The organism is Rhizobium sp. NFACC06-2 (assembly GCF_900101425.1).
Taxonomy (GTDB): Bacteria; Pseudomonadota; Alphaproteobacteria; order Rhizobiales; family Rhizobiaceae; genus Agrobacterium; species Agrobacterium leguminum.
Window position 1 is genome coordinate 88,729 of record NZ_FMVA01000011.1, and the last position, 12,719, is coordinate 101,447.

General features: G+C 59.3%; 11 protein-coding genes. 1 reads left to right on the top strand and 10 read right to left on the bottom strand.

Annotated features, from left to right (window positions below):
* Positions 1-123 precede the first annotated feature (123 nt).
* The gene (locus F3H58_RS18580) at positions 124-1,065 is read right to left on the bottom strand and encodes a helix-turn-helix domain-containing GNAT family N-acetyltransferase (RefSeq protein WP_149743230.1); all 942 of its coding nucleotides are present in this window, start codon (positions 1,063-1,065) and stop codon (positions 124-126) included.
* Positions 1,066-1,299: 234 nt separating this feature from the next.
* Between F3H58_RS18580 and F3H58_RS18585 the strand changes: the two genes are divergently transcribed.
* Positions 1,300-1,644, top strand: coding sequence for a hypothetical protein (locus tag F3H58_RS18585; protein WP_149743231.1), 345 nt, complete (start codon positions 1,300-1,302; stop codon positions 1,642-1,644).
* A 40-nt stretch (positions 1,645-1,684) separates the two neighbouring features.
* Here F3H58_RS18585 and F3H58_RS18590 read toward each other — a convergent pair whose 3' ends face one another.
* From F3H58_RS18590 to F3H58_RS18630, 9 genes are all read right to left on the bottom strand, one after another.
* Entirely contained in the window at positions 1,685-2,830 is a 1,146-nt protein-coding gene (locus F3H58_RS18590; RefSeq protein WP_149743232.1) for an alpha-hydroxy acid oxidase, read from the bottom strand.
* Positions 2,831-2,880: 50 nt separating this feature from the next.
* On the bottom strand, positions 2,881-4,548 hold the full coding sequence (locus tag F3H58_RS18595; RefSeq protein ID WP_149743233.1) for an acyltransferase: 1,668 nt from the start codon (positions 4,546-4,548) through the stop codon (positions 2,881-2,883).
* Between the two features lie 5 nt (positions 4,549-4,553).
* Positions 4,554-6,419 carry a DUF2264 domain-containing protein gene (locus F3H58_RS18600; RefSeq protein WP_149743234.1) on the bottom strand — a complete coding sequence of 622 codons (1,866 nt, stop codon included), beginning with the start codon at positions 6,417-6,419 and terminating at the stop codon, positions 4,554-4,556.
* Positions 6,420-6,489: 70 nt separating this feature from the next.
* Positions 6,490-7,770, bottom strand: coding sequence for an ABC transporter substrate-binding protein (locus F3H58_RS18605; RefSeq protein ID WP_003519651.1), 1,281 nt, complete (start codon positions 7,768-7,770; stop codon positions 6,490-6,492).
* 48 nt (positions 7,771-7,818) lie between these two features.
* On the bottom strand, positions 7,819-8,523 hold the full coding sequence (locus tag F3H58_RS18610) for a DUF624 domain-containing protein (protein ID WP_149743235.1): 705 nt from the start codon (positions 8,521-8,523) through the stop codon (positions 7,819-7,821).
* A gap of 19 nt (positions 8,524-8,542) precedes the next feature.
* On the bottom strand, positions 8,543-9,652 hold the full coding sequence (locus tag F3H58_RS18615; protein WP_149743237.1) for an ABC transporter ATP-binding protein: 1,110 nt from the start codon (positions 9,650-9,652) through the stop codon (positions 8,543-8,545).
* A 13-nt stretch (positions 9,653-9,665) separates the two neighbouring features.
* The gene (locus F3H58_RS18620) at positions 9,666-10,838 is read right to left on the bottom strand and encodes a glycoside hydrolase family 88 protein (RefSeq protein ID WP_149743238.1); all 1,173 of its coding nucleotides are present in this window, start codon (positions 10,836-10,838) and stop codon (positions 9,666-9,668) included.
* A gap of 4 nt (positions 10,839-10,842) precedes the next feature.
* On the bottom strand, positions 10,843-11,679 hold the full coding sequence (locus tag F3H58_RS18625) for a carbohydrate ABC transporter permease (protein WP_080854175.1): 837 nt from the start codon (positions 11,677-11,679) through the stop codon (positions 10,843-10,845).
* A 3-nt stretch (positions 11,680-11,682) separates the two neighbouring features.
* On the bottom strand, positions 11,683-12,612 hold the full coding sequence (locus F3H58_RS18630; RefSeq protein WP_425292531.1) for a carbohydrate ABC transporter permease: 930 nt from the start codon (positions 12,610-12,612) through the stop codon (positions 11,683-11,685).
* Between the last annotated feature and the right edge of the window lie 107 nt (positions 12,613-12,719).

The window sequence follows — 12,719 nt, forward strand, 5'->3', positions numbered from 1 at the left end:
AAGCCGCCGGTGACAGAAGCAGGTCGATGAAGGTTCAACTCGCCTTTTAACGGGTGCCGGTACCAGATTTCGAAACGGCCGCAGGACGATTCCGATTGCGGCCGTTTGTGCGCGGTTGAAAGATCATTCGGGCCGTGACCGGACAAAGCGCTGTTCCAGAACCTCGCTTCCCCACTGGCTGCCCGGATGTTCCTCGACGCATTTGAAGCCATGGGCTTCGTAAAGGTGCCGTGCGGCCAGGAGGCCGTTGAATGTCCAGAGATGGGTTTCGGCAAAGCCTTTTTCATCGACGAAGGCCAGTGCGGTTTCCAGCAGCCTGCGTCCGACACCGCCACCGCGCACCCCGTCATCAACGATGAACCAGCGCAGATGTGCAATATCCGCTCCGAGATCTTCGCCATCGATAGCGACGGAGCCGATGATCTCCTGTCCGCGCATTGCGACCCAGATCTCATTCTTCGGGCTTTCGAGCCGGTTGCAAAAAGCCGCGAGGCCTTCGGCCACGACGGATTCGAAACGCTGGCCGAAGCCGGATGTCCGGGCGTAATAAAGCGCATGCATCTGCGTGATCCTGGCAATGATGCCCGGCCTGTATCCCTCCAGGATCTCCATGGAGGGAGCAACGGTATCGGTCCTGTCTCCCAGCGCATCGGCGTAAAGACGAAGTCCCTGGAGGATCGTGTCGGCATCCGCCGATGTAAGCTGCGTGAGGGCGCCGGAGACCTGCCGGTTCGCGAAGCCGTGAATGGCGCTCACCTGTTCTTGTCCCTGACCCGTAAGACGCAGCCGCTTGATGCGGCTGTCCCCTCCATCCGTTTCTTCGCGGACATCGCCCGACAGGACGAGCTTGCGCAGCATGCGGCTGACACTCGATTTTTCAAGCCGCAGAAGTTTTCCCAGATCCCGCGCCGTGATGTCGGGGCATGCCTCGATCTCGATCAGGGCATGCACGGCGGAGGGCGGCAGATCGGTGCCGGCAAAGTCTCCCCCCATGAAGCCGAGTTCGCGGACGAGCCGGCGGGAGGTGGAACGGATGTCGTTTATGGGGAATGGCTGTTGGGGCACGTTCAATCCATTATGGTTGCATCATGCAACCATAATCATATTCCGCCTGACTTGCCAAGATTGCTCCCGACGTAAAAGGCTGGCTTTCTCAGCAAAAGCGGGCAATCTGCTCTTCCGGTCGCCGACAATGGCGGCTAAACCGATATGATCGGCAAGATGGATATTCGCTGAGATCGCGCGAGGGACTTTACCTGCGCGGTTTGCGGTAGTTGATTATCCGGCTATGGAGCAGACATGCCCGACACGCCCCGGTTTTTCCGTTACGCGGTTTTAGCGGCCATGTTTCCCGTGGCCGTCCTCGGCCTGGTGGCAACCCCAAACGAATATCGCGCCATCGGCGTCGAGGCCGTCGATTGCGATAGCCCCATATCCGTTCTGATTGCCGCGGTGCCGGCGCTTGCGGCCTATGCAATTATCGGCTGGATGTTTCTCTCCGGAGCCAAACGCCATCGCTCGCTGATTTCAGCCTGTTTTTGCGGGCTTGTTTGCCTGGCGCTCGTCTGGAACATCGGCATGGCGCTTCAGGAACAGCGACGAAACGCGGCTGAAACGGCATGCGGTTTCAGTAGTCGGTTGTGACCGCGCTTCACCCAAGTTCTTCCGCAGTCGTCCCGCTTGTTCAACGGAACCGAATGTTCCGGCGTGTGAGCTGATCGACGGAGGTGCAGCCCATCAGCTTCATGCCGCGCTCTATTTCGATACGCATCAGCTCAAGTGCCCGTTCGACGCCCGGTTGCCCCGCAGCAGCCAAGGGGAAAAGGTAATAGCGGCCGAGCCCCACCGCTTTTGCGCCGAGAGACAGTGCTTTCAGAACATGGGTGCCGCGCTGCACGCCGCCATCCATCATCACATCGATCTGGTCGCCGACCGCATCGACGATCTCGGCCAGCTGATCGAAGGCGCTGCGGGAGCCATCGAGTTGGCGGCCGCCGTGATTGGAAAGCACGATGCCGCTGCAGCCGATCTCCACGGCGCGTCTGGCGTCGTCCACCGACATGATGCCTTTAAGGCAGAACGGCCCGGCCCATTCACGCACCATCTGTGCCACGTCGTCCCAGTTCATCGAGGGGTCGAGCATGTCGGTGAAATAGCGGCTGATGGAAAGAGCGCCGCCGTCCATTTTAATGTGGTCGTCGAGCTGCGGCAGGCTGAAGCGCTCATGCGTCAGATAATTGATGCCCCAGGCCGGCTTGATGGCGAATTGCGCGATGCCGGAAAGATTGAGCTTGAACGGAATGGCAAAGCCGGTGCGCTTGTCGCGCTCGCGGTTGCCGCCGGTAATACTGTCCACCGTCAGCATCATCGTCTCGACACCGGCGCTCTTGGCGCGCGCCATCATATCGCGGTTGAGGCCGCGGTCCTTGTGGAAATAGAACTGATAGACCTGCGGGCCGCCGCTGATCCGCCGCGCTTCTTCAAGGCTCGTGGTGCCGAGCGAGGAGACACCGAACATTGTGCCGTATTTCCCCGCCGCTGCCGCAACCGCCCGTTCCCCCTGGTGGTGGAAGAGGCGTTGCAGCGCCGTCGGCGAACAATAGACCGGCATGGACAGCTTCTGCCCCATGAGGGTGACCGACATATCTACATCGGCCACGCCGCGCAGCACATCGGGAACGAGATCGCATTTTTCGAAGGCGGCCGTGTTTCGCCGATACGTCACCTCGTCATCGGCGGCGCCGTCTATATAATTGAAGATCGGTCCGGGCAGACGCTGCTTGGCCATGCGGCGAAAATCGTGGAAATTATAGCAGTCTTTGAGTTGCATCTTTTACTCGACCGGTCCGGTTTGAAAGCTTTCAAAAGAGTGTCGGAAACCTATACCGGAGATTTAGAGCGGGCAATCAGGCCACGGACGATTTCCGCAGGCTCGAAGCGATGGATGCCGCGAGGTCGGAACGGCAGAAGATGTTCCGCATCGAGAAGCTTCGCTGAAAGCCAGAGAACGGACATCCACATTTCCGTGCCCTGCAGCCCGGCCGGATGTCCCTCGGCGAAGGCAAATCCCCTGTTCCTTTGCCAGCGTCCCTCATTTCGGCGCAGAATTTCGCGGGCGATTTCCTTCGCCTCGTCCTGCCGGTGATCCGTCTGTTTCAGGCACAGAAGAAGCGGATGGATCGTATCGAGCAGGTTGCAGGCATTAAAATCCGCGCCATGGAAACCGCCATAGGCACGATAATTGGCGATAACGGAGTCTATTGCTGCTTCCGCATAGGGAAGGGGCAGGCCGAACTGTGCGTAAGAGCCGCGGGTAAGCCGGTAAAAGCCGTTGACCGGTTGCAGCAGGCCCTGTGCGGCAGTCGGCTCCCCCCAAAGCCCGGTGGTTTTATCCACATTCATCGCCAGCCAGCCGAAGAGAACGGTGAGGTTGTCGCCAGATGTGAAATAGCGCCTGTTTAAATAAAGCGCGGTGGCAATGGCGTCTATGGTGGCGCCGCAATGCCATGCCCGGCTTTGCCATGGCAATTCTTCCAGCAGGAGGATGAGTTCGTCGGCGCGCAGACGCTCCACGAAAGCGATCGGCTGTTTCGGCGCAGCACCGAAACATTCAAGCGCATATCCGACAGCCAGAATATTATAGAGGACGGCAGGGTCCTTCTCGGGAGGCGTCGAGGGGCGGTGGTGACGGTTAAGAAACAGCCCCGTTTCCTGATCCTGCAGGGCCTGAAGACTGGCGACGGTTTTTCCGGCATCGAAAGCGATCTTTTCCTGTCCGAAGGCTGCCGCAATCTCGATGGCATCGCACAGATGCCTGACGCTTTCGACCTCATGTCCGGATGCATCGGCGGAACGATAGATGCCATCCTCGCCATAGGAGCGGATGGCGGCAAGCCAGTCGTCGGCAATCTCCTTACCGAGTTCTTGCAGCAGGCCATCGGGTTCCGTCAGCGTCGGCGCGGCCGCTTTTTTTCCGCGATATCGCAGAACCCGGGCGGGAACGCCGCCTGCAATGGCCATGGCGGGAATGTCCTTCGCCACCACCGCGCCTGCGGCAATAATTGCGCCGCGCCCTATCTTCACGCCATCCAGCACAACCGCATTGGCGCCGATCCAGACGTCGTCGCCGATCTCTATCCCGAGCGAGGTCAGCGGTTGGCGATAGATCGGAGTTTCAATGTCGTCGAAGCCATGGTTGAAGCCGACGATGCTGACATGTGAGGCGATGCGCACACCATTGCCGATTGTGACCTTACCGGAAAGACAGGCATAGGGGTTGATCGAGACATTTTCGCCGAGTTCGATATCGCCGCGCACGATTGCGTAACCGGCGATCCACGACTGCGCACCCATCAACAGCCTGTCCGTATGCACCTCGGCCCTGGCGGCGATGTAGACGCCCTGACCAAAAACGGCGTTGGCAGAGCGCTCAAGGTCATGCAGCCGCGCCTCATGGTTGGGGTTGTCGATATCCTCCTGCTTCCGCTCCCAGGTCAGGATATTCAGCCGATCCAGTCTCTGGGAAACACCCGGTGTGTCGTCTGTCATTTCTGTCAGCCTGCGCGGTTTTCATCGAGAGCATAGGCGGGAATGCGCCGCCCCGCTCGGTTGAATATCTCTTCCAACCTCGGGAGATCGGGACTGTCGGGAAGGGCAGCCAGTGCGGCCTCTGCTTCTTTGCCGGCCGGCAGTGCCAAGGCCGCCGTCACCAGCTGCGTTTCGCCGGAGGCGATGGCGCCGCGCAATTGCGGAACAAGGGTTCTGGCGTGAATGAGGTTGGTATTGGCGATTGCCTGATGGCACACGCCTTCGCGCCTTATATCTCTCGAAAGATCGACGATGATGCTGGTGTCATTCTGTCCGTAACAGACGGCGCGGCCTTCAATCGCCTCGGTGCGGTCGCGGTTGAAATCGGCGCGTTCTATGGCGAATCCGCCTTCTGATGTTTGCAAGGGGCGTGGGGTGCGGATGCGGTGCAGCCTTATGTGCCACGGGTTTTGCGGCGCGAGCCAGGTCTCGATCTCGACATCCGCCCATGGTCGCCAGCGGGAATAGAGGCAATCCTCGGCGATCAACGCCTCTTCCATCGTCTCGCGGGTGCGGAAGTGCACGCCGTCGTCGGAAAGGCCGAGCATGCCATCGAAACTCGCGGCGGCGAAATGCCGGTCATCCGCCTCGATATTGAAGGCGTAACGGGTGGAATAGACGAATTTCGAATATTTTTCCTGCGCGCCGCGCATCCTGTCGTGCTGCTGCCCGGAGGACAGGACCACGATATTGCCCGGCGTATGAAAGGCCACCATGCCAGGCTCCGCCAAGGGAACCGGTTCGGCAAATTCCTGCGGTTCGGCCTCCTCCGCAGTCCAGAACGGGTGATCGGCGGGCAGCGCCAGCGGCAGGAAAAATTTGAGCGCCCAATAGGGCGAGCAGGGAGAATTGTAGCTCTCGCTCATCAGAAGGTTTGGATAGGCGTATCCGACCGACAGGACGCCGTCGCGGTCCGCGATTGGCCGCTTCGACCACCAGCGGATATGGCGCATGTAATAGCCCTTGATCTCCGGCCACGGCAACGCTTCCAGACCGGAAAAGGCAAGAGCGCCCCAGAAACCGCCCGCCGCAAAACGGTAGGTCTGGCTGCGCCCGAAGGCGAGCGACGCCCCGTCGGGCCCGAACCAGTGACGTATGTCACGCGCGAAAATGCGCGAGCGTTCGAGCAAGCGTGTTTTTCGCGTGTCGTCACCTTTCGCCAGCACCGTATAGATCAGGCCGTAAAAATGCATGGCGAAGGGAATATAATGGTCGACCCGGCGCACCGGCCCGTCGCGATACCAGCCGTTACCGATATCGAAAGCCTCGAGTTCATCGAGATAGGTTTGGGTTTTGGTCCGGTCGAATTCCACGCCGACCCGCTCAAGCCCGAGATCGATCAGAACGCGGAAGAATTTCCAATTATTGTCGACGAATTCCCGCTCGCGGGCGGCGAGAAGATAGGCGGCGACAGCCTGCCTGTCCGTTTCGGCAAGCGGCTCCCAGATATGTTCGGGAACCATGGCGAGCGCAAATCCTATCGCCGCCAGTTCGACCAGCCGCTGGTGCCGATCAGCCGTATCGCCCCAATATTCGGGGTGGGCGGGGTTGGCGCCATTGGCCAGTCCACGCCTGTAGAGATCCCAGTGGGGAAAGTCATAACCGCCGGCGGTAAGTGGAACGATGCCCCATAATGGCCGGGCAAAACCCTCCAGTTCCGCCGCAGGAAAATCGAAAATCGCCCCCGTTGCTCCAAGCCGGACGCGCGCGCCGCCCGGTGAAAAACAGGCAAGCAGGGGGTTGAAAAGATCGATCACCGCCTTTGCGAGATCGTCCCTGCCGAGAAGCGGATTGTGAAAGAGCGGATTGGCTGTGGCGGTCTCGTGAGGCACGGTTACGAATGTCCGGAATTCATGATCAAAGGAAAGGGCCGCAGGCTCATCGCCCGCGGCCCTGTGGCAATTATTTGATGGCCTTGACGCCGTCATTCATGTCCTTGATGCCGTCATCGATGGAGATATTGTCGGTCATCAGCGCGTCATGCACGCGGTTCAGAACGACTTCGATCTTGGCCGCATTCGGGTTGACCGCCATTTCCAGATAGGCCTTGCCCGCCTGCAGCGCGTCCTTGCTGTTCTGGTCCTGCGGGAAGCCCGGCAGCGCTGCGATCTTCTCGGCCACATCATCGGTTCTGAGCGCGGGGAAAGTGCCGGTGGAGGCGATGATCGCCGCACCTTCAGGTCCGGTGACGAAGTGGATGAAGTCCAGCGCCGCTTCCTTGTGGCCGGAATTGGCATTGACCGACAATCCGGCAATCTGCGCGGCCGTCGCGCCTGCCGCCACACCATCCGGATGGGGGAACTTCACGATGCCCCAGTTGACGCTTTTCGACTCGCCGGATTTCACCTTGGCGATCTGGGTGCCGACAAACCATGTGCCCATGGGCAGCATGCCGATCGTTCCGTTGAAGAACAGAGCGGAATAATGGGTGTTCGAGGTTTTCAGCGAGGCGTAGGACGGTATCGCGCCGCTTTTCTGCAGGGCAAGCGCACGCTCATACCAGGGTTTGAGGAATTCATAATTACCGTCCACCAGCGTGTGCTTGCCATCCTGAATACCGGGCAGCTGCACGGTCGAACGCCAGGTGTGCAGCAGCGCGCCATAGGTGCGGTTGGCGCCCATGCCGCCCTTCAGCTTGCCGGCGATCTCATCGAACTGCGCCCAGCTCATGTCATTGGTGGGGTAAGGCACGCCGGCCTTGTCGAAAATATCCTTGTTGTAATAGACCACCCAGAAATCCGAGCGGAACGGCAGGGCGTAAATCTTGCCGTCAATGGTCAGCTCCTCGATCAGGCCACCATAGGGTGCCGTCTCGATCTTCTGGTCCTTGATGAAGCCGCTGAGATCGGTGATGTTGCCGGCGCGCACCAGATTGGCGTAGCCGGGCACATCCTTGATGGTGACGACATCGATATCCTTGGAGCCACCCGTGAGCTGCGTGGATATCATCTGCGTATAATCCTGCGAGCCGAGGTCGACCACCTCGAACGTCACATTCGGATGCTTCTGCTTGTAGGCCTCCATCAAGGGCTTGAAATATGCGCCCTTGTCCAGGTCCCACAGCGCCCATTTCAGCGTAACGGGCGCATCGCCCGCAGCGAACGCCGTTCCTCCCATGCCCATGGCAATGCCGAGACCGGCGGTTGCGAGAGCGAATGCACGTCTGGTTGTCTTAAACTCCATAGCCCGTTTCTCCTTCCCTGACTGATGTCGTTTTGATTTTGGACTGCTTTAAGTGCCGCTCCCCGCCGGTTCGGGCATCCGCGCGCGTGTTTTTGCGGCGGCGTTTCTCGCTGCGAAACAGAGGGCGAACATGCCGAGCGAAAAATTGATGGTGGCCGGCATGAACACCGACACCGGATAAAAGAGGATATGTGCGAGCCAGAGCGCTGCGATGAAGCCGAGCGCCGCAAGCATCGGCAATGGCCTGGTGAGCGCCAGAAACGCCGCCTGCCGCAGGGTTTCCGAAAGCGGCAGGTCCCGCTTGGCCAGAACAACACTGGCATAGGCGCTGAGGAGGATGAGAAACAGCGTGACCGCCAGGCTGATCGCAAAAGGCAGGCTATAGACGAGCTGAAGCCGGGCGGCACCGGCATAGCTGACAGTCGCATAAGCACCGGCGCTCACCAGCAGCGCGCTTAAAACCACAAGCGCGGTGCCGCGCAGGGCGAATTTCCGCAAGGCTTCGAGAAAGTCGCGCAGCAGATAGGTATTCTCGTCATTTGCGAAGGAGACAGAGACACGGGCCATGGCCAGCATCGCCGCCGGCATCGTCACCACCGGCAGGCTGGCGATGATGAAGAGGAGGTTGAGCTTCACCATCTCCCACCATTCGCGCTTGATGATATCGAGGAAAAGGGCAAGGCCGGTCAGCGGCGGTGCGTTCTTGTCGATCCCGGCCCCTTCCTTTGTCCATAACCCTTCCAGCCATTGCATCGCGTTTCTCCCCGTCGCCTCAATAAAGGATCGATCGCTCGGTGGCGGGATCGAAAAGCTGCGCATTCGTCAGATCGGCCACCAGTTCGACGGGATCGCCGATCTTCGCCCTGAAACGCGGTGAGACGCGTGCGACGAGGTTTCTGCCACCGGAGACAAGGTTGAGATGCACTTCCGATCCCATTGGCTCCGCCAGTTCCACCGTCGCCCGGAAGGGTGCGACATTGGCGGCATCGATATCCGCGGGGGCGAATTCGTGGAAATTTTCCGGCCGGATGCCAAGAACGATGTCCTTTCCTTCGTGGGGGAGCAGGCGTGTGGTATCGATGCCCGCCGGCAGAGGCAGCGGATTGCCGTCGAACAGGGCGGTGAAGCGGTCGCCGTCGCGGCGCAGCGTGACTGGCAGCATGTTCATCTGCGGCGCGCCGATGAAACCCGCGACGAACATGTTGATCGGCCGGTCGTAAAGGTTTTGCGGTGTATCTACCTGCTGGATATGGCCGTCCTTCATCACCACGATGCGGTCCGCCATGGTCATGGCTTCCACCTGATCGTGGGTGACGTATATGAAGGTGGCGTCCAGCCGCTTGTGGAGCTTGGAGATTTCCGAACGCATGGTGCCGCGCAGCTTGGCGTCGAGATTGGAAAGCGGTTCATCGAGCAGGAAGACTTCCGGATTGCGCACCATGGCCCGGCCGAGCGCGACACGCTGGCGCTGGCCGCCGGAGAGCGCTTTCGGCTTGCGGTTCAAGAGATGGGTGATGTCGAGAATTTTCGCCGCATCCTTGACCTTGGTGTCGATGAGATCGCGCGGCGCCTTTCTGAGTTCCAGACCGAAGGCCATGTTCTTGTAGACCGTCATATGCGGGTAAAGCGCATAGTTCTGGAACACCATGGCGATGTCGCGATCCTTCGAGGGGACATCGTTCATAACGTCCTCGCCGATGCGCAACTCGCCACCGGAAATTTCCTCCAGCCCGGCGATCATCCTGAGCGTCGTGGATTTGCCGCATCCGGAAGGGCCGACCAGAATGATGAATTCCTTGTCGGCAATATCCAGATCGATATCGTGAACGACCTTGAGCGCACCAAAGGTCTTGTTCAGTTTTTTCAGGGAAATGCTTGCCATCTGTTCCTCGCGCTCACCAATAGGAAGACCAGTTGCGCGAAAGCCGGATCAGCGCTTCCAGATAATAATAATCGCCCCAGGAGACGCACTCATCGACGCCTTCGCCCCGGCAGGTATTATGGGGCGTCTTCTTGGAATAGGTGCCGTGCAGAAGCTGCCCGTTGGAGATCGCGGGATCGCGAACCGAATAGATATCGGCGAGGCTTTTCACCATGCGCCTTGCCAGATCGCGATATTCCGCTGCCTTCTCCGGTGTCTCCAGCTCCGCCATTTCCAGGAGACCGCAGGCGACGATGGCCGCTGCCGAGCTGTCGCGCGGTTCGCCATCGCCATCCGCAAAAATCAGATCCCAATAGGGTACGAGATCGTCGGGCAGGCGTTTGAGATAGAAGGCGAGAAGCCGCTCGAAGGTGTCGCGATAGGCGGGCAGGCGCTCATATCGATAAGAAATGGCCATGCCGGCAATGCCCCAGGCCTGTCCGCGGGCCCAGTAGCTCTCATCGCTATAACCCTGTTTTGTGACGCCGCGCACCGGCGCGCCGGTCTCCGGGTCCATGTAAAATGTATGATAGGTGGAATCGTCCGGCCGGACGGAATGGGCAAGCGTGGTGCGGGCATGGGCAAGCGCCACGGTGCGGTAGTCTTCCCGGCCCGTTTCACGGCTCGCCCAATAAAGCAGCGGCAGGTTCAAAAGGCAGTCGATAATGTAGCGATATTCGTTGGGATTATCCCTTCGGCCCCAGGCCTGGATGAATTGCCCGACCGGCTGGAACCGCTCCATCAACTGGTCCGCCGCCATCAGCGCGGCGCGTCTTCCATCCTCATCGCCCACCAGTTTCCATGCGGCGATGCAGGAGGGCGAGTAGAGAAAACCCATATCGTGATGATCGGTCTCGATGCGCTTTTCGATACGGTGCAGGAAACTCTGCACCTGTATTTGCGCCGCATGCTGAAAGGTCCTGTCGCCGGTATGTTCGAAGGCGAGCCATATCTGGCCGGGCCAGAAACCGGCGGTCCACTGGTCGTTGGCCACTGCGGGGTAAAAATTCTTCACGCTCGAATGGTTCTGCGCGGCATAGGTGAACTCAGGCAGATTGCGCCTGACCTGCGCGACGGCGGCCGTTAGCGCTACGTCGATTTCCGCTGCGGTGATCGGGGTTGGAAGGGACGTGGTCAAATCGAGCATGAAATCAACCCTTGAGGCCGGTGGAGGCGACGCCTTCGACGAAGAAGCGCTGCAACGCCAGGAAAACGACGAGAACCGGGATGAGCGCCACGACCGAGGCGGCCATGATCAATCCGTATTCCGCCGAATATTGCGAAATGAACATGCGCAGGCCGATCTGGATGGTCTTCAGCTCGGTCTTGGTGAGATAGATCATCGGACCCATGAAGTCGTTCCAGGTCGTGACGAAGGTGAAAATCGTCAAGGTGGAAAGCGCGGGTTTGGAAAGCGGCAGCATGATCTTCGCCCAGATCTGGTATTCGTTCATGCCGTCGATACGCGCCGCCTCACAGAGTTCGTTCGGGATCGACATGTAAAACTGCCGCATCAGAAAAACGCCGAAGGCGGTAAAAGCCTGCAGGAAAATCAGGGCGAGATGGGTGTTGTTGAGCCCGAATTCCCGCATCAACAGAAACTGCGGCACCATATAGACCTGCCAGGGCATGGCGATGGTGGCGATATAGCCGAGAAACAGCGTGTTCTTGTAGGGAAAATGCAGCTTGGCGAAGGCGTAGGCCGCAAAGCTTGAGGTCAGCAATTGCAGCAGTGTGACGATGATCGTCAGCTTCGACGTGTTGTAGATGAACAGCGCCAGCGGGATTTTCGTCCAGATTTCCACATAGTTCTCCCAGCGCGGCTGCGAGGGTATCCATTCGATCGGGAACGCGAAGACATCGCGGCTGAGCTTCAGCGACGCCGACAGCATCCATGCGAAGGGCAGAAGCATGACGATGGTGACGACGATCACCGTCAGATAGATGCCAATCGTGGCGGCGGGGATTTTGCGGCCCATGATGCGCATGGATCAATCCTCCCGCTGCCGTTTGAACTGGACGATGGTGACCAGGAGGACGAGGAAGAACAGGACGAGGGCGATCATGCTGGAATAGCCGAGATCCCAGGAGATGAAGGCCTCATTGTAGATGTGATAGACGAGAACCAGCGTTGAGGTGCCGGGACCGCCCTGTGTGATCATGTAGACCTGATCGAAAACCTTGAAGGACTGGATCGTCAGCATGACGGTCACGAAAAAGGTCGTTGGAGCAAGCTGTGGCAGGGTGACGTGGATGAATTTCTGCCAGGCATTGGCGCCATCCAGCCCCGCGGCTTCATAAAGCTCCGAATTGATGCCCTGTAGCCCGGCGAGATAGATGACCATGTAATAACCCATGCTCTTCCACACGCCGAAGAGAATGACCGTGACCATGGCCCAGTGCCGGTCCGCCGCCCATCCCGGCATGTCGGCGGGATCGAGGCCGAGCGTATAGAGCAGCATGTTGACCGGACCCATCTCCGGATTGAAAATCATGTTCCAGACGACGGCCACGGCGACCAGCGATGCGACATAGGGAAAGAACATGGCCGTGCGGAAGAAATTGCGGCCGAGGATTTTCTGGTTGAGCAGGATCGCAAGCCCGAGTGCGCAGGCGAGCGTGGCCGGCACCGACGCGACGGTGTAGATGACCGTGTTCCAGAAGGCCGCGATGAAGGCCCTGTCCTCGAAAAGCCGCCAGAAATTATCGAGACCGGCAAAACGCATGGCATTGGAGCCGTCCCAATGCATGAAGGCCAGCGCAAAGGCAAAGAGGATCGGTCCGAGCGTGAAAATCGCAAAGCCGAGAAAATTGGGCGCAATGAAGGAATAGGCGACGAGCGCATTTTCTATTCTGCGCCGCCGTTTAGAGACGATGCGGAGTTTTTTCCTGCGATACGGAGTCGCCTGCTTGTCGGACATGGTCGCGGTTGCGATTGCCACAGCATATCTCCCATTGCCGCCGTTTCACTGTTTCATCGGTGCCGGCTGCCTGCATTTTCCATTGCGGTCCGGGTCTTCGCCCTGCC

What these genes read in the sequence shown, in the direction of transcription:
- F3H58_RS18585 (WP_149743231.1), top strand. Translation starts at nt 1,300, where the DNA reads ATGCCCGACACGCCCCGGTTTTTCCGTTACGCGGTTTTAGCGGCCATG.
- F3H58_RS18590 (WP_149743232.1), bottom strand. Translation starts at nt 2,830, where the DNA reads ATGCAACTCAAAGACTGCTATAATTTCCACGATTTTCGCCGCATGGCC.
- F3H58_RS18595 (WP_149743233.1), bottom strand. Translation starts at nt 4,548, where the DNA reads ATGACAGACGACACACCGGGTGTTTCCCAGAGACTGGATCGGCTGAAT.
- F3H58_RS18605 (WP_003519651.1), bottom strand. Translation starts at nt 7,770, where the DNA reads ATGGAGTTTAAGACAACCAGACGTGCATTCGCTCTCGCAACCGCCGGT.
- F3H58_RS18610 (WP_149743235.1), bottom strand. Translation starts at nt 8,523, where the DNA reads ATGCAATGGCTGGAAGGGTTATGGACAAAGGAAGGGGCCGGGATCGAC.
- F3H58_RS18615 (WP_149743237.1), bottom strand. Translation starts at nt 9,652, where the DNA reads ATGGCAAGCATTTCCCTGAAAAAACTGAACAAGACCTTTGGTGCGCTC.
- F3H58_RS18620 (WP_149743238.1), bottom strand. Translation starts at nt 10,838, where the DNA reads ATGCTCGATTTGACCACGTCCCTTCCAACCCCGATCACCGCAGCGGAA.
- F3H58_RS18625 (WP_080854175.1), bottom strand. Translation starts at nt 11,679, where the DNA reads ATGCGCATCATGGGCCGCAAAATCCCCGCCGCCACGATTGGCATCTAT.
- F3H58_RS18630 (WP_425292531.1), bottom strand. Translation starts at nt 12,612, where the DNA reads ATGTCCGACAAGCAGGCGACTCCGTATCGCAGGAAAAAACTCCGCATC.